This window comes from Koromonas humicola, assembly GCF_059726255.1.
On sequence record NZ_AP040873.1, the window covers coordinates 392192 to 414349 of the forward strand.

At 57.3% G+C, this 22158-nt stretch carries 20 protein-coding genes; 16 read left to right on the plus strand and 4 right to left on the minus strand.

Annotated features, from left to right (window positions below; genetic code table 11):
- The first annotated feature begins 2 nt into the window (after positions 1 to 2).
- The 6 genes from recJ to hpf all read left to right on the plus strand — a co-directional run bounded on the left by recJ (position 3) and on the right by hpf (position 8090).
- Positions 3 to 1796: a single-stranded-DNA-specific exonuclease RecJ gene (recJ, locus tag AC6IZD_RS01685; protein WP_497785947.1), complete on the plus strand. Its 1794-nt coding sequence runs from the start codon at positions 3 to 5 to the stop codon at positions 1794 to 1796.
- A 22-nt stretch (positions 1797 to 1818) separates the two neighbouring features.
- Positions 1819 to 2367, plus strand: a complete 549-nt coding sequence (locus AC6IZD_RS01690) for a DUF1697 domain-containing protein (protein ID WP_497785948.1) — start codon at positions 1819 to 1821, stop codon at positions 2365 to 2367.
- A gap of 89 nt (positions 2368 to 2456) precedes the next feature.
- Positions 2457 to 4778: an LPS export ABC transporter periplasmic protein LptC gene (gene lptC, locus AC6IZD_RS01695; RefSeq protein ID WP_497785949.1), complete on the plus strand. Its 2322-nt coding sequence runs from the start codon at positions 2457 to 2459 to the stop codon at positions 4776 to 4778.
- Entirely contained in the window at positions 4778 to 5506 is a 729-nt protein-coding gene (lptB, locus tag AC6IZD_RS01700) for an LPS export ABC transporter ATP-binding protein (protein ID WP_497785950.1), read from the plus strand. The genes lptC and lptB overlap by 1 nt, the downstream gene beginning before the upstream one ends.
- A 113-nt stretch (positions 5507 to 5619) precedes the next feature.
- Positions 5620 to 7263: an RNA polymerase factor sigma-54 gene (gene rpoN / locus AC6IZD_RS01705; protein WP_497785951.1), complete on the plus strand. Its 1644-nt coding sequence runs from the start codon at positions 5620 to 5622 to the stop codon at positions 7261 to 7263.
- 218 nt (positions 7264 to 7481) lie between these two features.
- A complete protein-coding gene (hpf, locus tag AC6IZD_RS01710) occupies positions 7482 to 8090 on the plus strand; it encodes a ribosome hibernation-promoting factor, HPF/YfiA family (RefSeq protein ID WP_497785952.1) in 609 nt (202 codons plus the stop codon).
- Positions 8091 to 8264: 174 nt separating this feature from the next.
- On the opposite strand, the gene AC6IZD_RS01715 is transcribed toward hpf, so the two are convergent.
- Entirely contained in the window at positions 8265 to 8801 is a 537-nt protein-coding gene (locus AC6IZD_RS01715) for an REP-associated tyrosine transposase (RefSeq protein ID WP_497785953.1), read from the minus strand.
- A gap of 231 nt (positions 8802 to 9032) precedes the next feature.
- Here AC6IZD_RS01715 and rapZ point away from each other — a divergent pair, with 231 nt between their 5' ends.
- The 9 genes from rapZ to AC6IZD_RS01760 all read left to right on the plus strand — a co-directional run bounded on the left by rapZ (position 9033) and on the right by AC6IZD_RS01760 (position 19220).
- Positions 9033 to 9971 carry an RNase adapter RapZ gene (rapZ, locus tag AC6IZD_RS01720; protein ID WP_497785954.1) on the plus strand — a complete coding sequence of 313 codons (939 nt, stop codon included), beginning with the start codon at positions 9033 to 9035 and terminating at the stop codon, positions 9969 to 9971.
- A gap of 171 nt (positions 9972 to 10142) precedes the next feature.
- The gene (locus AC6IZD_RS01725; RefSeq protein WP_497785955.1) at positions 10143 to 11999 is read left to right on the plus strand and encodes an ABC transporter ATP-binding protein; all 1857 of its coding nucleotides are present in this window, start codon (positions 10143 to 10145) and stop codon (positions 11997 to 11999) included.
- 2 nt (positions 12000 to 12001) lie between these two features.
- Positions 12002 to 12889, plus strand: coding sequence for a YicC/YloC family endoribonuclease (locus tag AC6IZD_RS01730; protein ID WP_497785956.1), 888 nt, complete (start codon positions 12002 to 12004; stop codon positions 12887 to 12889).
- Positions 12886 to 13581, plus strand: a complete 696-nt coding sequence (gene gmk / locus AC6IZD_RS01735; protein WP_497785957.1) for a guanylate kinase — start codon at positions 12886 to 12888, stop codon at positions 13579 to 13581. Before AC6IZD_RS01730 ends, gmk begins: the two co-directional genes overlap by 4 nt.
- 20 nt (positions 13582 to 13601) lie before the next feature.
- Positions 13602 to 13820, plus strand: coding sequence for a DNA-directed RNA polymerase subunit omega (gene rpoZ, locus AC6IZD_RS01740; RefSeq protein WP_497785958.1), 219 nt, complete (start codon positions 13602 to 13604; stop codon positions 13818 to 13820).
- Positions 13821 to 14009: 189 nt separating this feature from the next.
- On the plus strand, positions 14010 to 15230 hold the full coding sequence (coaBC, locus tag AC6IZD_RS01745) for a bifunctional phosphopantothenoylcysteine decarboxylase/phosphopantothenate--cysteine ligase CoaBC (RefSeq protein ID WP_497785959.1): 1221 nt from the start codon (positions 14010 to 14012) through the stop codon (positions 15228 to 15230).
- Positions 15231 to 15232: 2 nt separating this feature from the next.
- Entirely contained in the window at positions 15233 to 16138 is a 906-nt protein-coding gene (locus tag AC6IZD_RS01750) for a uracil-DNA glycosylase (protein ID WP_497785960.1), read from the plus strand.
- A complete protein-coding gene (gene priA, locus AC6IZD_RS01755) occupies positions 16138 to 18639 on the plus strand; it encodes a primosomal protein N' (RefSeq protein ID WP_497785961.1) in 2502 nt (833 codons plus the stop codon). The genes AC6IZD_RS01750 and priA overlap by 1 nt, the downstream gene beginning before the upstream one ends.
- Before the next feature lie 113 nt (positions 18640 to 18752).
- Complete coding sequence (locus AC6IZD_RS01760) at positions 18753 to 19220, plus strand: ATP-binding protein (RefSeq protein WP_497785962.1); 468 nt, start codon at positions 18753 to 18755, stop codon at positions 19218 to 19220.
- Positions 19221 to 19294: 74 nt separating this feature from the next.
- Here AC6IZD_RS01760 and AC6IZD_RS01765 read toward each other — a convergent pair whose 3' ends face one another.
- The 3 genes from AC6IZD_RS01765 to AC6IZD_RS01775 form a co-directional block, all read right to left on the minus strand.
- Positions 19295 to 19831 (minus strand): REP-associated tyrosine transposase, encoded by a 537-nt coding sequence (locus AC6IZD_RS01765; RefSeq protein ID WP_497785963.1) that lies wholly within the window; start codon positions 19829 to 19831, stop codon positions 19295 to 19297.
- A gap of 138 nt (positions 19832 to 19969) precedes the next feature.
- Complete coding sequence (locus tag AC6IZD_RS01770; RefSeq protein WP_497785964.1) at positions 19970 to 20992, minus strand: site-2 protease family protein; 1023 nt, start codon at positions 20990 to 20992, stop codon at positions 19970 to 19972.
- Positions 20993 to 21009: 17 nt separating this feature from the next.
- Positions 21010 to 21279 (minus strand): HU family DNA-binding protein, encoded by a 270-nt coding sequence (locus tag AC6IZD_RS01775; RefSeq protein ID WP_497776306.1) that lies wholly within the window; start codon positions 21277 to 21279, stop codon positions 21010 to 21012.
- 319 nt (positions 21280 to 21598) lie between these two features.
- Between AC6IZD_RS01775 and dcd the strand changes: the two genes are divergently transcribed.
- Positions 21599 to 22153 carry a dCTP deaminase gene (gene dcd / locus AC6IZD_RS01780; RefSeq protein WP_497785965.1) on the plus strand — a complete coding sequence of 185 codons (555 nt, stop codon included), beginning with the start codon at positions 21599 to 21601 and terminating at the stop codon, positions 22151 to 22153.
- Positions 22154 to 22158: the final 5 nt, after the last annotated feature.

Here is a 22158-nt window from a genome sequence, read left to right on the forward strand (position 1 = left end):
GCGTGCGCTGGACTCGACGGGCCCACGAAGCCGCTATCGGCCAAGATCTTGATCAAACCTCGCGCCAATTGGCGGCAGCGATGGACCTGCCCGCGATTGTTGCCGATCTCCTTGTGCGCCGTGGCATCACCTCGGTGAACGAGGCTAGCCGTTTCCTGCACCCCTCACTAGATCAACTCCATTCCCCTATGCAGATGCTTGGCATGCTTCCGGCCGTCGAACGGTTGGAACGAGCCATTGCGCAGCATGAACCGATGCTGATCTATGGTGACTACGACGTGGACGGCACGATGGCCACGGTCATTCTGAAGACCGCCATAGAGTTGCTCGGAGGGCAATGCAGCTTCCATGTTCCGCACCGATTGCTTGAAGGCTACGGCATGCGGGATGAGGTGATCGAGCGTGCCGCTGCCGATGGCGTTCGGCTGATTATCAGCGTCGATACCGGCATTCGGGCCTTTGCCGCCGCTGAAACCGCTGAGCGAGTTGGCGTCGACTTGATCGTGACGGACCACCACCTCGTTGCTCAAACAGAGGGTGTGCCCAAGGCGCTGGCGGTGCTGAATCCCAACCAGGGCGATTGCGGATACCCATGCAAAGACCTGTGCGGTGCTGGTGTGGCCTTCAAGGTTGCGCAGGCATTGCTGGAGCGCGCAGGACGACAGCGCCTGATTCCGTCATTCCTGAAGGTGGTGGCCATCGCAACGGTTGCCGATTCAGTTCCGCTTCTGGGGGAGAATCGTGTCTTTGTCGCGCTTGGGCTTGAAGGTTTGCGGCGGGTGGTGAATCCCGGACTGAATGCTCTGATGCAGGTTTGCGAACTCGATCATGGACGCGGCCTCAATACAACGGAAGTTGCTTTCCGTATTGCTCCGCGCATGAACGCCGCCGGTCGCATGGATGTGGCGAAGGACGTGGTTGAGCTGTTTACAGTCAAAGACCCGGTGCGCGCCCGCGAACTTGCTGTGCGCCTGAACGAATTGAATTCTGCCCGTCAGCAGGAAGAGCAGCGCATTTCCGACGCCGTATTGCAGCAGGTGGAGGAAAGCCCAGAGCTTCGGGATGCCGCGTGCATGGTGGTTGATGGCGAAGGCTGGCATCGTGGAGTTATCGGCATCTGTGCGTCCCGGGTGGTGGACCGGTTTGGAAAACCCGCGCTGGTGATTTCGCGCGATGGCGATGAGGCGCATGGTTCGGGGCGGTCGATCCCAGGTTTTCATCTGCTTGATGCGCTGGAGTCGGTTTCTGATCTGTTCTTGCGCTTTGGCGGACACGCGCATGCGGTGGGGTTCGCGCTCCGCTCGGAGAATGTGCCGGAGTTGCGGCAGCGCATGGACGAATATGCTCGAACGAAGCTGGCAACTGAAGACTTGCAGCCGGTCAGGGAGTTCGATGGCGAACTTGCAATGGATCAAGTAACTCCGCGCTTCTGGGAATCGCTCCGCTCGCTTCAACCCTTCGGTATGGGGAATCCCGAGCCGGTATTTGTCTCGCGAAGCGTTGGACTGATCGGCGAACCCAAGGTGATGCGGGAGAAACACATCAAGCTGAAACTGCGCCGCTATGCGCAGTCCGCACCGTCGAACGGCTATGCTCGCGGAATCGATGCTTTGGGTTGGCGAATGGCGCATCGTCTTGAGTCTGACCCGCTGGCCGGAGGCGACGCCCTCGATGTTCTGTACCGAATCGAGCAGAACACCCATCCTGATTTCGGCGGAGGCCTGCAACTGGTTCTCTGCGATTTCCATCGCGCAGAGCAGGCGGTCGCGAACTCTGCTGCATCCAATTCTTTGTAGCTAAAACTTCGCGAGCAGGCAGATGCCCAGATACATAGCATTTCTTCGTGCCATTAACGTAGGTGGTCACGTGGTGAAGATGGAGAACCTGCGCGCCTTGTTTGAGGCGATGAAGTTCAAGGGTGTGGACACGTTCATTGCGAGCGGCAACGTGATTTTCGAGACCGCTGCGAAGCCCATTGCGGAGCTGGAATCGAAGATCGAGGCCACCCTACAGAAGGAGCTCGGCTACGAGGTTGTCACCTTCCTGCGAACCGACAAAGAGTTGCAGGCGATTTCGCAATACCAGCCATTCGCGAGCGCAGATCTGGAATCAGCTCCAACGTTTTGCGTCGGATTTCTCAAGTCGCCTCTTGCTGCGCAGCAGGTGAAGCAGTTAACAACCTTAGCTGACGGCCATGATTTCCTAGATGCGCACGGCTCCGAGGTTTATTGGCTGAGCCGGATCAAGCAGAGCGAATCGAAGTTCTCGAATGCCGTGCTGGAGAAAGCTCTGAAACTGCGGTCCACCTTTCGCGGGATGAACACCGTACAGAAGATGGCCGCAAAGTATGCTCCGCCCTCTGCTTGAGCATCCAGCTTTCCGACACAATTCATTACACATTTTCCTAATTGGAGAGAGATGCGGTGGGCGCGGGGCTCGCGTACACTGGTTTAGCAATGCCCGTTTCCATCCCTCGCCTGCGAATTTGGTTTGCCGTCATGGGCCTGGCCGTAGTGGCTGTGGTCGCGGGTTTCTATTTCTACGCCCGCATCCAGATGCGCATCGCGCTCAAGAACCTGCCGGGCAAGGTCGGAATCGACATCCAGCAGACGACCGAGGGCTTCACGCTGTCGAAGAGTGAAGGCGGGCGCACGCTATTTACCATCCATGCGTCGAAGGCAACCAAGTTTCGCCAGAATGGCCGCGCCGAGCTACACAACGTAAACATCATCGTGTACGGGCGCAAGTCCGATCGCTTCGACCAGATTTACGGGGATGAGTTCGAGTATGACCAGTCGGCCGGAACCGTTGTAGCCAAGGGACAGGTTCACATCGATCTGGAGGGCAACGCCGACGGGCAGAAACTCGATGATCAGGCTCCTCCGCGCGAGTTGCAAAACCCAATCCATCTGGAAGCGCAGGGCCTAACATTCAATCAGAAGACCGGGTTGGCAGAGACCGACGGGGTAGTCGAGTTCCGCGTGCCGCAGGCTTCCGGAACGGCTCATGGCGCGACATACGATTCGAAGAAGAACGAACTGCAACTGCATTCGACCATCGACGTTCAGACCGAGGGATCGGACCCAACGCATATCGAGGCTGAGCGTGGCAGCATCACCAAAGACCCACGTGTACTCGTCCTCGAGTCGGTGAAAATGACAAGCAGTGATCGGAACATCCAGGCGAACCGCGCGACCGTCGATCTCACGCAGGAAAACGCTATTCAGCGCGTCGTCGCCACCGGGAACGTCCACATGAGCGACCGCGAGGGAATGGATGTGCGCGCACCTCAGGCTCAGTTGCAATTAGGACCGCAGAATGCGATTGAGACTGCTGTTTTCTCGGGTGGCGTGAATTTCGAGTCGAGCAAGCAGGGTGCGAATGGGCATTCTGGCGAGTTGTTGCTGCACTTCATCCCGGGCAAGCCCGCAAAGGTTAAGACCGTTTCCGCGAAATCAGCGAACACTCACACTGGGGTTGCGACCAGCGCTCCGGCAATTCTCAAATCGATTCAGGCGCGTGCCGGAGTAGTTCTGCACCGTGAGGCGCAGCAGGGCGGCAACAATCCGCAGGCATTTTCCATCACCGCTCCGGCGATGTCGTTTGCTGTTGGCAACGGACGCCTGTTAACGTCGGCGCAAACCGAAGGCCCGGGACAACTTCTAATGTCCGGCACGGGGAAGAACGCGGGTGAGCAGACAAAGGTCGATGCGCAGCACCTGGTAGCTCAATTTGCGGAGCAGAACAAGATTAGCGGCGTTCAGGGCGCAGGCGCAGTTCGCGTTACGAATCACGTTCCCGGGCAACCGGACAAGGTGAGCACCAGCGACAACATCGATGCGCAGTTCACAGCCGCCGGCGAAATTTCGCGCGTCGTTCAGGTTGGAAACTTCCGCTACCTCGAAGGCCAGAGTTCACGCAACGAGCCCGGTGGACGCATGAGCACGGCCGAGCGCGCCACATATTCTCCGCAGGACGATTCGCTGACGCTCATCGGCAGTCCTCGCGTGGTGGATGGCGGCATTACGGTAACGGCTGACAGCATTCGCCTGCTTCGAAAGAGCGGGGAGGCTTTCGCGCAAGGGAATGTGAAGACCACCTACAGCGAACTCAAGGTGCAGCCCAATGGTGCTCTGCTGGCGACGTCCGATCCTGTTCACGTGACGGCTCACGCGATGAATGCCAAGCAGTTGACGGGTCTTGCACACTACACGGGAGGCGCACGCTTGTGGCAGGCTTCGAACATCGTCGAGGCTCAGACAATCGATTTCGATCAGAAAGCCCGCACAATCAGCGCGCAAGGTGATCGCAGACATCCTGTGAGCAGCGTGTTTCTGCAGGTTGATAAGAAGGGGAAGGCGACCACGATGGTGGTTACCGCTCCAAGGCTCAGCTACGCCGATAACGAACGTAAGGCGCGCTACTCCGGCGGAGTGACGGCGCGAGCAGAAGACGGTGTGATGACCGCCGACCATGTGGATGTCTTCCTCAACCCTGCCGGCGCCACGCGTGTCGGAGGTCCCAGCCAACTCGATCACATTATGGCCAGCAAGCATGTGCTGGTTCAGCAGCAGGAGCGCCGCGCCGAAGGCGAACAATTGGTGTACACGGCATCGGCGGGCAGCTTTGTTATGACTGGCGGTTCACCCGTGCTGAGCGATCCCGTCAACGGCACCGTCCGGGGCGAATCGTTGACCTTCTACAGTCACGATGATAGGGTGGTCGTCGAGGGCAATGGTTCCTCACGAGCCGTAACCCGTACTCACATTTCCCGCTAATGCAGACGCTTTCCACTGAAGAGATTGGCAAATCCTACCGCGGCCGCCGTGTCGTAAATGGTGTTTCGTTATCCGTAAACCAGGGCGAGGTCGTGGGCCTGCTTGGTCCCAACGGAGCGGGAAAGACCACCAGCTTTTACATGATCGTCGGCCTGATTCCTCCCGACTCGGGACGGATCATGGTGGGTGAAGCCGATATCACGGATGTCCCGATGTATCTGCGGGCGCGGAATTTCGGCATAAGCTATCTACCGCAGGAGGCTTCGGTCTTCCGCAAACTGACGGTGGAAGAAAACATTCTGGCCGTGTTGGAAACACAGCGCTCTTCCGGTCAGGAGCGTCGTGCCAAGATGGAGAGCCTGCTCGATATGTTGGGCCTGGCTCACATCCGCAAAAATAAGGGCTACGCGCTCAGCGGAGGCGAACGCCGCAGAGTCGAAATCGCTCGCGCCCTTTGCATCAATCCCACCTTCATCCTGCTGGACGAGCCGTTTAGCGGAATCGACCCAATCGCCGTACTCGACCTGCAGAAGATCATCTTCACCCTCAAAGAGAGCGGCATCGGCATCCTCATCACCGATCACAACGTCCGCGAAACTCTTTCCGTGACTGACCGCGCCTACATTATCAACGAGGGGCGCATCTTCCGCACCGGAACGCCTGAGCAACTAGGTAACGACCCTGAAGTGAAAAGGGTGTATCTCGGCGAAAGTTTTACCTTAGTTTAGTTACCGCTCAGCGCCAAATTCGGCTAATATGCACTTCAATTGCCGAACCCGTCTGGATATTCGACTTTGTTAGGTTAGAATCAGTTTGGGAAACATCCCGTAATCGCTAACTAATGGTATCTCTGCAAACAAAACTCAATCTCAAGGTTACTCAACGCCAGATCCTGACGCCGGGTCTGGTGCAGATGGTGTCTGTTCTCGCGCTCAACAAACTCGAGCTCAAGGACATGATCAACGAGGAGATGGTCGAGAACCCGGTACTCGATGAATACATTGACACCGTTCCGACAATCGATGAGATTGCAGCCCGCGAGGAGCAGCGCGAACGCGAAAGCTCTGCTGCCGTTGCAGAAGAACCCAAGACCACGCCCGAAGAGCGTGACCCCTTCGAAGAAGTCGATTTCGGCTCGTTTTTCAACGAGTATCTCGACCCCGGCTATCGCAGCAACTCCGAACTGGAATCGATTGAAAAGCCTTCATTCGAGAACTTCCTTTCCAAAGCGACGACCCTTACCGATCACCTGATGTGGCAGCTTGGCGCTGTGCACGTGAAGGATGACGTGCTGGCCGCGGCCGAGCTGATTATCGGCAACCTGAATGAAGACGGCTATTTGCTGGCTACAGACGAGGAACTGCTGGAACTTGGTGCCGGTTCGCTGAGTGCGTTGGAAGGTGGCGCTGCTCTGGAGCAGGAACTGAGCGGCTCGGAATCCACCGAAGATGGCGGAGCTGTGGCCACCGATGTCGCGGTGCATGCGAAGGTCGTTCCCACTCCCGAAATTCCGTCGAAGGCGCTTTTCGGTCGCGAAGCCCTGCACGAAGCCCTGGAACTCGTCAGGCAGATGGACCCGGTAGGCGTTGCTGCTCGCGAATTGCGCGAGTGCCTGATGGCCCAACTGAAGGACTTGCTGCGCGTTCACGACGAGCGTGGCGGGGAGCCTGATATGCCCGAACTGCTTGAAGACGCAATGGTGATCGTCGACAAGCATCTGCACAGTTTGCAGAACAAGCAGATCCGCGAGATCGGCCGAGCCATGGGCAAGAGTATGGAGCGCGTGGAGCGCTGCGTAACGCTGATCCGCACGCTTGATCCCAAGCCGGGCCTCCGCTATAACGTGCCCGAGACGCGGTTGATTGAGCCCGATGTCGCCATCATCAAGCAAGGCGATGAGTACCTGGTTGTGATGAACGACGATGATCTGCCGCAGCTTCGCCTGAACCCGACTTACAAAAAGCTGCTGAGCCGCGAAGGCAATGAGAAGGACGTGCGCAACTACGTGAAGGAGCGCTATAAGTCCGCCATCCAGCTCATCAAGAACATCGAGCAACGCAAGCAGACAATCCTGAAGGTCTGCTACGCGATCATCGGACGTCAGACGGAATTTCTGGATTTCGGTATCGACTACCTGAAGCCGATGATGATCAAGGAAGTGGCCGAGGAGATCGGAGTTCACCCCTCGACGGTGAGCCGTGCCGTGGCCAACAAGTACGCGCACACTCCGCAGGGCGTATTTGAACTGCGCTATTTCTTCAGCGAAAGCGTTAACGGACCTGAAGGCGGTGCCACCTCGCTGCTGATCCTGAAGCGCAGGGTCAAAAAGCTGATTGAGGAAGAAGATCCGACTCGCCCGCTGACCGACGAACAGCTTACCCGCATCCTGCAGTCGCAGGGGATTCAAGTGACACGCCGCACGGTTGCGAAGTATCGCGAGGATATGAAGATTCCCTCGACGCACCAACGGCGGGTCAAGAAGTAAATTCCTTTCCAGATTCGTAGTACTGGCCTCGCCTCCGCACATCTGATATAACCAAACGCCCACGAGTTTTTTTCGTGGGCGCCCGGCGGGGGTGTATTCCTTCGCGGGGGTTTTGCTTCAGGGCCGGTTCATTTCTGCCGATAATTTTGGTGTTGGCCCTGAACAATGTGCCACCCCAGCACACAGCACGCTGGACGGTCCAAAGGAGGGGAATTCGAATGAACGTGGATTACACAGGTAGGCAATTCGACATCACTCCCAAGATTCGCGAAGAATTGGAAGCAGGCTTGGCGAAACTTGAAAAGATGGTGGGCAACAACTGCACCAGCAAAGTCATTCTGACTGCCGAAAAGCAGCGCCGCATCGCCGACATTACCCTGATTCGCCGCACAAAAACGCTAGTCGGCCATGGTGAAGCTCCTGACGTGATGGCAGCGATCGACGAAGCTCTCGAGCACATTGAAAAGCAAGCCCTGAAGCTCAATACCCGCAAGCGCGACGTGAAGCGCTCGGAAAAGCCGACCTGGAAACAAGAAACCGCCGAGGCAAATCCCGAGATTCCGGTAGCCACCGTGGGAGCAGCGGGAGCGGCTGTTACCGCAGTCCCCGTGGTAGTTCACAAGTTTCCCGCGAAGCCAAAGGTGACCGAAGCTCACCTGGTGAAGAGCGAGGATTCAGTGGCGCTGCAGCCCATGACAATCGAAGAGGCTGTGAAGGAATGCGAGTTCCGGGACCGAGGTGTATTCGTCTTCCGTGATAAGAAGAATCTTATACACGTCCTGCATCGGCGCAAGGACGGAAAGCTGGAACTAATCGACGTTCCATAGGCACACTGCAAGTTCTGTAATCGAAAATTTCAGGAGCGTGCGTTCGGGAAAACCTGGCGCACGCTCTTTGTCTTGTGAGGAGCTGTGTTAAGAAGATGATGATGGCTTAGGTGATTTCAAATCAGCCGGGTGCCCCACCTTCGCCGCGCCTTGTGCGGCTAAGGTGGGAAGCAGTTACCCTCCGGGCTGAAGCACTTCGACTTTCTTCCCCTCTCGTTTTCGTGCCGTCCACTCCGATTCAATCTCAACCCTACCCAGCTCACCGAACGCGTAATGGCGGAAGCTGCTCCACGCCCAATCTTCTGGTCTTGCACAGAGTCCCCGTTTGACCGGGTTGCGATGAATGTACCGTAGCTTCTCCACAAAGTCCGAATAGCTCCGAATGTTGCGGTCGTAATAACGCTTCTGCCAGAAGTGTCCGCCCGCTTTCTGCCTCTCGGAGATCAATTGCTTGGCGGATGACAGTTTCAGAAAATGAATGGTCTCCGCCAATGTATGGGAACAAGGTTCATTCAGGAGCAAATGGATGTGCTCGGGCATGACGACGTATCCGTAGACACACATAGAGAACTCCCGCCGGGTTCTCTCGAGAGTTTCGAGAAACAAAGCACGACTCGCTTTGATATTCAGCCGAGACTGTCTGCGGTGGCAACTGAAGGTCACAAAATGAGACTGCCCCGAATGCTGCAATCGTATTAGTCCCTGTGTCATGCCGTAATCACCTTACGGCATGAGCCTGAACTTGGAAAGGCGAAATCAGGGAGCGCAGAGATGGGGCGCATTGCTTCCCACCTTAACGCCGAAAGACACGGCGTGAAGGTGGGGCACCCGGCGTGCGTTCGGGAAGATCCGGCGCACGCTCTTTGTGCATCTGGGCATCGATCAACAGCAGCACACCTACGTGACTTTCTCCAGATCACGTTCTGCTGCTACATTACGTCTATGGCTCGAACGGATCGCAAAGCTCGTTCAAAGGCAACGCCTCAGCCCGTGATTCCAGAACTGGAGCGCAAGAACCCGCCAACCAAAGCAAAGCTGGTAATGATCACCGGACTGAGCGGATCGGGTAAGATCACCGCCCTCAAGGTGTTTGAGGACATGGGGTACTACTGCGTCGATAATCTGCCCGCAGAATTGATCCCGAGCTTTGCCCAGCTCATCACCGACTCGCGAGACGACAAGAATGCCGCCATCGTCATCGACATCCGCGAGGGTAGCCGGTTGGAGCAGCTTCCGGCCATCATTGCCGAGCTGAAGAAGAGACTCGACGTCACGCTGATCTACCTCGATACGAGCGACAAGGTTCTCGTCCGCCGGTTCAGTGAGACGCGCCGTCCGCATCCGCTCGGCGCAAATACCACCTCGGTTCCGAGCTCCATTGCAAGCGAGCGCCGCCGGCTGGAGCCGATCCGTAACATCGCTGATCTGGAGATCGACACTTCGAAATTCAATGTGCACGAGTTGCGAACGCATTTGGTCGAGCTCTTCAAGAGTGGCGAAGAGCGCCAGCCGATGCTGATTTCGACACTCAGTTTCGGATTCAAAAATGGCGTGCCGGACAACGCAGACCTGGTCTTTGATGTTCGCTTCCTGCCGAACCCGCATTTCATCCCCGAGTTCCGGCCCTACACAGGAAAGCACCCGCAGGTTGCGAAGTACATCCGCTCGTTCCCGCAAACGCAGGAGTTCATCGACAAGGTGATGGACCTGCTGCTATTCCTGCTGCCGCACTACATCGCGGAAGGGAAGAGCTATCTGACGATTGGCTTCGGCTGCACCGGTGGTCAACACCGCTCGGTGTTCATGGCTGAGGAGATCAAGAAGCGGCTTGCGAAGGCCGATTTCCGCGTCAAAGTCGAGCACCGCGACAGCCCGCGATAAGACTAGGTGATTTATCCATCCTGACTCCGGGGCTCTTTCCCCGGAGATCCGAGCGGAATAGCCGACCAGCAATTCTGCTGGCGCTCTGTTTTCCTGCAGCTACTTCCAGTAGAATCGATGTTTGCACCCCAATTTTCAATTTCGGATGGGCCGCCATCCCATGAGTAGTTCATGCGCCGACTGATCCGTTTGCTTTGGTACGTCCGGCCGTACTGGCTGCAATTGATCGCCAGTGTGTTTCTTTTTGGCTTGGTCGGACTGCTGGAAGCGTTCCGCCTGGCGCTGTTCCGTCCTATTTTTGACCGTGTACTGACGCCGGAAACACCGGGCCGTTCGATGGCCCTGCTGACGATTCCCATTACTCACCACACCATCTACCTCGAACAGCTTGTCCCAAGCCACTTCCGGAATCCCTGGACTGTAGTTGCCTTTGCGCTGGTCGCATCGGTGTTTCTCAAGGGCATCTTCGATTACGTTGGCACTTACCTGGTGAACTACGCAGGTTTCGGGCTCGTGACCGATCTGCGCAACGACATCTACGGCAGTGTGTTGCGCCGTTCGGCTGCATTCTTCCAGAAGCATCCAACGGGCATGCTGGTTTCGGCCATCATCAACGACATCGACAAGGTTCAGTTTGCGATGTCGAGTGTCCTGGCTGAGTTCCTGCAGCAGTTCTTCATTCTCGTGTTCACTGCAGGGCTGGTCGTCTCCACTGGCGGCAAGCTGGCGTGGATCCTGTTGGCCTTTGTCCCGATCATCGTGTTCAGCTCGCGCAAAATCGGCAGACAAGTACGGAGCACAACACGCCGCGGACAGGACAAGCTGGCCGAAATCCAGAACATTCTGCACGAGACCCTCATCGGAAATCGCATCGTAAAGGCCTTCAGCACGGAGATTTGGGAGACCATGCGATTCAAGGCCGCAGCAAAGCGTTTGTTCTCTGCCAATATGCGGTCGGTGGTGGCGATGGCCCTGAGTTCGCCGCTGATGGATTTGCTAGGCGCGGTCGTGATCGCTCTGCTGCTCAACCTCGGACGCAGCAGCATCAACCATGGCACGATGACCATCGGTCTGTTCATGACCTTCATCGTGGCCACCATGAGTCTGTATCAGCCGGTGCGCAAGTTCGCTGCGTTCTATAACAACTTCCAGCAGGCGCTCGGTGCGAGTGAGTCGGTGTTCCGCTTCATGGATGCCAAGGACGAAGTGCGCGAGAAGGCTTTGCCTCGCAAGCTGAATGGCTTCCACAACTCGATCAAGTTCGAAGACGTGCGATTCTCCTACTGCGACGGCGAAGACGCGCGCGAAGTGTTGCAGGGCATCAACCTGGAAGTGAAAGCCGGAGAGATGGTCGCCATCGTCGGTGGCAGCGGTGCTGGCAAGTCAACCATGGTGCACCTGATACCGCGCTTCTTCGACGTAACAGGCGGACGCATCCTGGTGGACGGCATCGATGTGCGCGATCTTTCGCTGGCTTCGCTGCGTAAGCAAATCGGTATCGTGGCGCAGGAAACCATGTTGTTCAACGACACGGTGCGCAACAACATCGCCTACGGTCAGCCCCACGTGTCGCAACAGGAAGTCGAAGCCGCCGCTCACGCCGCACTTGCGCACGACTTCATTCAGCGCATGCCAGAGGGGTACAACACCGTCATCGGCGAGCGCGGATTCCGCCTTTCGGGTGGCGAACGCCAGCGTTTGAGCATTGCTCGCGCGCTGCTGAAGAACGCTCCGGTACTGATTCTTGACGAAGCCACCTCGGCGCTCGATTCCGAAAGCGAATCGCTGGTGCAGGCGGCCTTGCAGAACTTGATGTCTGGACGTACTGTTTTCGTCATCGCGCACCGGCTCTCGACCGTGCGCAAGGCCGACCGGATTATCGTGCTCGAAAACGGCCAGATTGCCGATCAGGGCACGCATGAGGATCTGCTTTCGCGGCTTGGCACCTATCGCCGCCTGTACGAATTGCAATTTGTAGATTTGGACGCGCCGAAGCAGAGCGCTCCCGTGGAAGGAGTCGGAGAGTAGCTATGTCCATTCGCTCCATGACTGGCTTTGCCCAGATCAAAGGTCAGCACGAAACAACTGCCTACACTTTCACCGCTAAATCGGTGAATCACCGTTTCCTCGATCTCCACCTTCGCTTGCCCGCCAAATCTGAACTGTTCGAGCAGAAGTTGCGCAAGCTGTTCAAGGAGAAAATGCATCGCGGCCACGTCGAGGTGACGCTCTCGCTGGAGTATGCAGGAGCCTCGGGCATCAGCATCAACCGCGAACTGGTCACCGGTTACGTGAAGGCGTTCCGCGCACTCTCGACTGAGCTCGAGATTCCGGGCGAACTCGATCTGAACGCGATCTTCCGGCTGAACGGCGTGCTTTCGGCTTCGAGTGAAATGCCCGAGACCGAAGAATTGCAAGCAGCGTTATTCGCTGCGGCCACCGAGTTGATCGACGCGCTGAATTCGAATCGTCAGCTTGAAGGCGATCACACCCGCGCCGAGCTTGAGGCACGTATGAATCAGCTTGAGCAGAACACGGCCGAAGTCGAAAAGCTGCGCGGGGCTGTGCTACAGGCGCATCTCGAACGCATTCGCGCGCGCATGGCCGAACTGGTCGCCGACAAGGCTGATCCAGACCGCATTCTGCAGGAAGCGGCGATGCTAGCTGAGCGCAGCGATGTGCAGGAAGAAATCGTTCGTCTGCAGACCCATGTGAAGCATTTCCGTGCGCTCCTCGACGAGGGCGAGGATGTCGGCAAGAAGCTCGACTTCCTAATGCAGGAGATGAACCGCGAGGCTAACACCATGCTCTCCAAGACCACCGGACTGGCTGGAGATGCCATGAGAATCACCGAGCTTGGCCTGGCGCTGAAAAGCGATATCGAAAAATCCCGTGAACAGGTGCAGAACGTCGAATGAGTCTCGTCTTCATCATTTCCGCCCCCTCCGGCAGCGGCAAGTCAACGCTGGTCAATGAGATCAAGAAATCTGTTGATCGCCTTGAGTTCTCCGTGTCTTACACGACGCGGCCACCGCGCGGCAGCGAAGAGAATGGCCGCGAATACTACTACACGAGCCGCGATGTGTTCGAGCGCATGATCAAGAACGACGAGTTTCTTGAATATGCCGACGTCTTCGGAAATTACTATGGCACGGCCAAGAAATTCCTAGATGACGCCATCCTGCGAGGCCACGATCTTCTGCTGGATATCGACGTGCAGGGAGCATCGCAACTGCAGGCGCGTCTGCCCGGCGCCATCAGCATCTTCATCCTGCCTCCGACTAAGCAAGAATTGGAGGCACGCCTCCGCCGCAGAAGTTCAGCGGAGCGCATGACCGATGAGGCAGTGATCTGCCGGCGATTGGAAACTGCCAGCCGGGAGATTGAAAAATACGACAAATACGACTACATTCTGGTCAACGACCGGCTCGAAGACTCGATTGATGCGCTAAAAGCCATCATTTTGACCGAACGTCTTCAAGAGACCGGGCGTGAACCTTCGCGGACGGACGAGCAAAAGCTCGCAGAGTTGGCGAAGGCCCGAAAGCTCGAAAATGTGAAGCCGCACCTCGGCCCCATTCTCGAAAGCTTCCGGAAAGCGACGGTGTAACAATTTAGGGGGAAACAAAAGTGGAACTTCATCACGGGTTCGACAGCAATTATCGCTACATTCTGGTTACGGCACGCCGCGCTCGCCAGTTGCAGTCCGGCGCACATCCCTTGGTAGAGACGACGGTCACCAAGCCTTGCCGCATTGCCGCACTTGAAATTGAAGCTGACAAGGTAAAGTGGGAGACTACGCCGCTCGAGGTGGTCTCAGACTCCGATCTGAAATCGGGCGTAGCCTAGCAGCGCTTAGAATAGAATTCCGTGGTGCCCACATCCGTCGTAACAGGCAGATGTGGGTTCCGGGCCAATATTTCCAGCCGCAATCGTTCGCATAGCTTGCGGCATCAAATTGTTGCCCACCCAGCACCGAACGCTTTCAGGGGAAGTGCGATTCGGATGCTGGATTATGCATTTTTTCGGCGCTTGAATATGAAAATCGCATTGGGAGTTACAGGCGGCATTGCCGCATATAAAGCTGCTGAGATCGCTCGGCGACTGCAGGATCGCGACATCCGCGTCCAGGTTGTGATGACTGCGGCGGCGCAAGAGTTTGTGCGTCCGCTGACCTTTGCCGCGCTTACCGGCGAAAAGGTCATCACCGAGATGTTCTCCCAGCGCGATTCGAACTCGACTCTCGATTCTTCTGTCGAACACATTGGCGTCGCCCAGGCAATCGATGCCTTGGTTGTGGCCCCGGCGACGGCTGCAACCTTGGCGCGCTTCGCCCAGGGATTGTCAGAAGACTTCCTGTCCACGCTATATCTGGCCACGACCGCTCCGGTGATCGTTGCTCCGGCGATGAACGTGAACATGTGGCGCCATCCGGCGACTCAGGCGAATCTAGCTACGCTACGCTCGCGCGGCGTGACGATTGTGGAACCCGGTGAAGGTTATCTTGCATGCGGCATGACTGGCGAGGGACGCCTCGCTGACACGGCGGAAATCGTCGAAGCCGTTGTCGCCCGTCTCGCGGAATCGCAGGATCTCAAGGGTGAACACGTGCTCATCTCGGCCGGACCAACGTACGAACCCATTGATCCGGTGCGCTTTCTTGGCAATCGTTCCAGCGGCAAAATGGGTTATGCGCTGGCTGAAGCCGCCGTTCGTCGTGGCGCGCACGTAACGCTGGTCAGCGGACCAACGGCGCTGACGCCTCCTCCGGTTGAGGAACTTGTGCAGGTCGAAACCAGTGCGCAGATGCGCGAAGCCCTGATTACCCGCTTCGGGCGCGCAAGCCTGGTCATCATGACCGCCGCGGTTTCGGACTTCGCTCCTGCCGTGGTCGCCGAACAGAAAATCAAGCGCGAAGCGGCGATGACGCTTGCCTTGGAGCCTACGGCTGACATTCTCGCCGAACTCGGATCGCGTCGCGCACCCGGGCAATTGTTGATCGGTTTTGCCGCCGAGACGCAAAACGTGGTGGCAAACGCACGCCAGAAGCTTACTCGCAAGCATCTGGACGCAATTGTGGTGAACGATGTTTCGCGGCCGGGCATCGGCTTCGCTTCCGACCGCAACGCCGGAGAGATCATCACAGCCGAGGACTCCACGCCGGTACCCGAAATGTCGAAGCGCGAGATGGCCGACCGCATTCTTGATGCAGTAGTGAAACTGCGCGCAGGCCAGCAATCTCCGAAGGTGACCGCATAAGCATGGCAAAAGTTTTGGACGAGCAGAGCAGAAAGGCTGTAGCCGCCGCTGTGCGCTACTACCGCGACCTCGGTATCTACGATCTTTACCAGCGCGAAGTACCAGAGGGCATGACCTTCGGACGCACGATTGAGCGCGAAGCGCTGGCCGAAGTTTCGGTCGAGACGGAAGCGGCTGCCGTTGCGGTCGGGGCTGCAATTGAAGTTACGCCAACGCCTGTCGCCGATTCAGCACAGATTGCGACGATTCTGGCCGACAAGCCCGCTGCATTGCGCGTCATCCGCGAAGAGATCGGCGACTGTCAGCGGTGTCGGCTTTCATCGGCCCGTACCAATGTTGTGTTCGGCGTGGGTGCCACCGATACTCGCATCATGTTTGTCGGCGAAGGTCCCGGAGCGGATGAAGACGCTCAGGGCGAGCCTTTCGTTGGTCGCGCCGGACAGTTGCTCAACAACATGATTCAGGCGATGGGAATCAGCCGCGAAGACGTGCACATTGCCAACGTGGTGAAGTGCCGTCCTCCGCAAAACCGCACGCCTGAGCGCGACGAATGCGATATCTGCGGGATTTTCCTGCTGCGCCAAATCTCGGTGATCCGCCCCGAAATCATCGTTGCTCTGGGCGCGACTGCTGCTCGGTTCCTGCTCGGAGTCAACGACTCAATGGCCAATTTGCGGGGACATATCTACGACTTCGTTCCCGCCGCGCATCCTGTTTTGCGCGATGCGGCTGTGGCTGCGGAGCGCGACCCTGAGTTTGCGACGAAACTAGTTGTCACCTACCATCCGGCTTACTTGCTGCGCGACCCGCGCCAGAAAAAGGAAACGTGGGCCGACTTGCAGATGGTCATGAAGCACCTGAAGATGCCAATGCCGCAGCGCGCGGCTGAGCGTCCTCACGAGGGCTGATGTCCACGCCATCGGAAGCCGCGCAGGCATCGCTGCTTCCTGAAACCCAGACTGTCTATTGCGATGTGGCTTTGCCAGTGCCGCTCGACGCCGTTTTCACCTACGACGCTGGCGAGTTGGAACCAGTCGTGGGCGGACGTGTCGTGGTGCCGTTTGGGCGAGGGTCGGAGAAGCGTCTTTCTGGCATTGTGACGCGTGTTCACGGCGACCGCCCAGAGACACGCACGATCAAGCGCATTCTGCAGGTGCTCGACACCGCCCCGGTGCTCGATGAATCGCTTCTCGCGCTAGGCCGCTGGATTTCGCAGTACTACCTCGCTCCTATCGGCGAGGTCTATCGCACGATGCTGCCATTGCAAGCCGAGTTCCGCCAGGCCCACGGCTATCGCATAACCGAACTCGGAGCCGAAGCGCTCTACGACTCAGCCAACGAAGGCTCGTCCCGCCGCTCGCAAAAAGACATCGAGCACCAGATGGCGGAATACGCTGTGCTCGACGCCTTGTCTGAAGGCGAACTCGTGCGCGAAGAGCGATTGCGATCAGCCATTGGTGCCACGCGCGAAGTTCTGCGCACTCTCATTCAGAAGAAATGGATTGTTCGCGAAGATCTCTCGGGCGTTCGTGATGCACGTAGGTTGGTGAAGTTTGCGGTTCTGCGCTCGGATGAAAGCGCGGCCAGCAAAAAGCTCAACGCGACCCAGCAGCACATCGTCGATCTGCTGTGCGAGGCTGGTGGCCGCCTGCGCATGGAAGAACTCCGCGAGGCTGGAACATCTGCAAGTTCGCTGAAAACGCTGGTGAAGCACGATGTGATCGAGATCATCGAGGAGAAGGCCGAACAGGCGGTTCCACAGATGAAGCCTCGCACAACGTTGGAGGAGCGCTTCACTCCGCGCCAGAAAGAAGCGCTCGCAGCCATTCGCAAGAGCGTTGATGAGCGCCGCTTTCAGGTTGCGTTGCTTCATGGAGTTACAGGATCGGGGAAGACCGCCGTTTACCTGGCGGCAATGCAGTCGGTGCTTGCCGCGGGACGCGGATCGATTCTGCTGGTTCCCGAGATTGGCCTTACGCCCGGGGTTGCCGCCGATCTCTACAGCATCTTTGGCGAAGAGATTGCCATCCTGCACTCATCACTCAGCGATGCGGAGCGCGCCGAACAATGGCATCGAATCCGGCGGGGCGAGGCTCGGATTGCGGTCGGAACGCGTTCGGCAATCTTTGCTCCGGTACACGATCTCGCTCTGATCATCGTCGATGAGGAGCACGACAACAGTTACAAGCAGGAAGAAACGCCGCGCTATCACGGACGCGATGTGGCGGTAATGCGCGCCAAGTCGGCGGGTGCGACAGTCGTGCTCGGGTCGGCTACGCCTTCACTTGAAAGTTTCCAGAATGCGACGAAAGGGAAGTATGCTCTCATCGAACTCCCCGATCGTGTGCAGGAGCGTCCCCTGCCGGAAGTCGAACTGATCGATATGCGGCAGGAGTTCAAGGAGACCGGACACGAAACCGTGCTCTCGCGCAAGCTGATAGAGGAGACGACAACGAGGCTGGAGCGTGGCGAACAGGCAATGATCCTGCTCAATCGCCGTGGCTACTCTGCGTGGGTGATGTGCCGAGCTTGCGGAGACACGTTGCAGTGCCGCGACTGCGCAGTGGCGATGACCTACCACAAGAAGCAGCATCGGTTGCTTTGTCACTATTGCGGATATCAGGCGCCGGTTCCCAAGACCTGTCCCAAGTGCGGCAGCGACTACGTGCAGTTTCTAGGTACCGGGTCAGAGAAGCTGGAAGACATGTTGCACAAGGCGTTTCCGACGGCGCGCATTGGACGCATGGATCGCGACACCGTGCGCGGGCATGACGATTTCGAGCGCATGCTCAGCGAGTTTCAGGCGGGAGACATCGACCTGCTCGTTGGTACGCAGATGATCGCCAAGGGGCACGATGTTCACGGGGTTACTCTGGTTGGTGTTGTCGGTGCCGACACTGCGTTGGGACTGCCGGATTTCCGCGCCGCCGAGCGCACTTTCCAGTTGCTGACCCAGGTTGCCGGACGTGCCGGACGCGGCGAGATGCCGGGCAAAGTCGTGTTACAGACGCATTTTCCGGATCACTACGCAGTGCAGTTCGCCGCGCACCATGATTATCACGGATTCGCAGATAAAGAGTTGCGATTCCGGGGCTGGATGCACTATCCTCCGTTCGACTCACTTGCAAACATTGTTGTGCGCAGCGACAAGCAGGAAGAAGCATTGCGCTATGCTGGCGTGCTCGGGAACTGGTTTGAGAGTTTCCGGCATGAAGGCGTCCGAATCATGGGACCCGCTCCGGCGCCGATCATGAGGTTGAAGAAGGACTACCGGTTCCATTTCGTACTCAAGGCCGGCAGTCGCGAGCGCCTTAATTCGGTTCTACGAGCAATGCTCGCCGCCGCACAGCACCACAAGGTTCCACGAACAAGCATCATAGTGGACGTGGATGCGATGTCGCTGTCGTAGTGTCAGAGCGATGGCATTTGGGCCAAACTTTCACGACTAGCACGGGTTTTTAACTGATAAACCGGGCACGCACCGGTTGAGACAATATCAGCATTCATTCTAGGGAGCCCAAATTGCCGTCCCGTTCGCACACATCTCCGGAAGCACCGGCCTCGTCAGCTCAGGCGCCAACTCCGGGGAGTTTTCTGCTCAAGCTGGAAATCACAATTCCGGCGCGGGTTTCTGCGATCTCTCCGCTTGTTGAATCCGTCATGACTGCCGTGCGGCGTCATGCAAAAGCGAAGGAAATGGCAATTGAGACGGCGTTGCGCGAAGCTCTTGCAAACGCCATCAAGCATGGGTGCTGCGACGACCCGAATCTTCACGTGCAGTGTTCGGTTGTTTTTGAAGCTGACCACAGCGTGCTGATCGTGGTTCGAGATCCCGGCCCTGGGTTCAACGCCCGGCACCTACCAGACCCGACCGAAGGCGAGCACCTGTACGAGAATCACGGTCGCGGCATTTATCTGATCCATCACCTGATGGACGAAGTGCATTTCAAGCGCAAGGGCGCTGAAATACATATGCGCAGCAAGATCTAGTAGTTCTCGGAATCGAGAGAGTCACTCGGGTGCCCCACCTTCGCCGCGTCCTTTGCGGCTAAGGTGGAAAGCAGTTACCCTCCGTGCTGAAGCACTTCGACATTGTTACCCTCTCGTCTTCTTGCCGTCCACTCTGACTCAATCTCTACAGTTCCCATCTCACCGAATGCGTAATGTCGGAAACTGCTCCACGCCCAGTCTTCTGGTCTCGCACAGAGCTCACGCTTGACTGGGTTGCGATGAATATACCGAAGTTTTTCGACGAAGTCGGAGTAGCTCCGAATGTTGCGGTCGTAATAACGCTTTTGCCAGAAATATCCTCCCGGTTCCTGCCCCTCAGAGATCAATTGCTTGGCGGATGACAGTTTCAGAAAGTGAATGGCCTCAGCCAACGTATAGGAACAAGGCTCGCTCAGGAGCAAATGGATGTGCTCGGGCATGACGACGTAGCCGTAGACACACATAGAGAACTCCTGCCGGGTTCTCTCAAGAGTGTCGAGAAACAAAGCACGACTCGCTTCGACATTCAGCCGAACTTGCCTACGGTAGCAACTGAAAGTGACAAAATGAGACTGCCCCGAGTGCTGAAATCGTATTAATCCTAGCGTCATGTCCAATCACTTTATGGCAAAGAGTCTGAACCGGAAAAAGCAAAACCGGGAGGCTCACAGATGGACTGGATTGCTTCCCACCTTAACGCCGAAGAGCACGGCGTGAAGGTGGGGCACCCGCCTTCACGTAATTTCTGATTATCGCCCCTTCATCTCTCTTGCTACCTGCGGGAAGGATTTGTTCGCCACCGGAGCGGGAGTAAAGGTGAGTAGCAGCATTACTAGTGCGAACAACGCCAGCTTTCGGCGTCCGCGTCCGATTGTCGGCCAGCGAGGGACGCTTGGCTGTTGAAGTCCGCTCAAGGCGAGCAGGACCGCCCAGATCATCCACCCCACCCAGAAGAACCACGCCATGACTACAAGAGCTACCACCATTCCCCATGAGAGGAAACGGTGCAGGCGGGGCGAAACGGCAAACACAAGATGGCCGCCGTCCAGTTGTCCGCCGGGAAGCAGGTTCAGAGCGGTTGCGAGCATTCCGGCCCAAGCGGCGAGCGCCACTGGATGCAGGTAATAATGTGTCAGCGCGACCGTTCCGGGATGCAGCAGAAAGTGGCCGATCTGGAAGATCAGCGGAAACCCAAATTGCAGGTCGGGATCAGGATTACCCGGCATAGGGTGCGACATCGCTATGCCGGCAAACATTGTCGGAACAGCGACAACGAAGCCCGCGATTGGGCCTGCGATGCCGATGTCGAACAGCGCCGCACGCGATTCGATATAGCCGCCGATCCGGATAAAGGCTCCCATGGTACCGATCAGGGTGGGAGCCGGAATGAAGTACGGCAGGGTGGCGCGAACACGGTAGCGGCGGCAATAGAAGTAATGTCCCAACTCGTGCGAGAGCAGGATCGCCATGATTGCCAGCGAGAAGGGAATCCCCAACAGCAGTTGGCGCGGACTCTGCCAAATCCATTGCACGGGGAACAGCGGGATCACTTCATCGTCGCTGCTGGCGAAGGCGTCCAGATTGTGATTGAAGTTGTATTGCAGGCGCGAACCCACCAGCAGCGTGGTGCCAAAGGTGAGTAGAAGCAACAGCAAAGGAATCCAGAATTTGACCCGGTGCACGCGTTCTTGGGGAAGCACCGCGGAGGCCTCGGGCAAGGCGTCCGCAGGCAGAGAGTCCCCGGGCAAAGAATCAAAACTGGGTTCAGACATCTAGGGTCGCTGTTCGGTTAGTCGATCGACTGCAGTTCCTTGCCGGGCTTGAAGCGCACGGCCTTTCCCGGAGGGATATTCACTTCGGCGCCGGTGCGTGGATTGCGGCCAATGCCGGTTTTGCGTGGACGCACGTTGAAAACGCCGAAGCCGCGCAACTCAATGCGGTCGCCTTCTGCCAGAGCTTTCTTCATGCTTCCGAAAACGGTCTCTACCGCGCGCTCGGCCTTCGTCTTTGTGACCCCCGTGCGGTTCACCACTTCGTTGATGATGTCCAGTTTGATCAAGCCTCGGCTCCCGGCTATGGATTTAAAATCAAGAGCTTACCAATCGATGCTAGAAAATGCGGCGGGCCTTGTCAACGTGCCCAAAGCATCGCGATAGCCCAGTGGCGCGATATTATCACGACTTCTACGCCCGCACGAATGCTGAATGTTAAGCTGCCCCCATCGAGATACCTTTCAGGTTTGCAGCGTTGGTTGATGTGTCAATCGAATGCTGAATGTTAAGATGACCCTACAGAGATAATGCTGCCCCGTTCGCACTCATATGTTGAGATGCACCCGGCTTATCAGGCCGCGAGGGAAACGAGGAATACGAGACCACATGGCAATTAAGAACGATCGTTGGATCCGCGAGATGGCGCAAAAACACGACATGATCAGCCCGTTCTGCGAAAAGCAGGTGCGGCAGGGCGTCATCAGCTACGGACTTTCTTCGTATGGCTATGATCTTCGCGTAGCTGATGAGTTCAAGATTTTCACCAATGTGAACTCCGCCGTGGTCGATCCAAAAGAGTTCGACGAGCGCTCGTTTGTCTCCGTTCGTGCCGACAGTATCATGGTTCCGCCCAACTCTTTCGCCCTGGCGCGTTCGGTTGAGTATTTCAAGATTCCTCGTGACGTGCTGACCATCTGCGTTGGCAAATCCACCTATGCCCGCTGCGGCATCATCGTCAACGTCACGCCTTTCGAGCCGGAGTGGGAAGGTTTCGTCACTCTTGAGATCAGCAACAGCACGCCTCTGCCTGCAAAGATCTACGCCAACGAAGGTCTGTGCCAGATTCTGTTCTTCCAGGGCGATGAAGCCTGCGAAGTGAGCTACAAGGACAAGGCCGGGAAATATCAGAAGCAATCGGGCATCGTGCTGCCCAAGCTGTAGGGCGC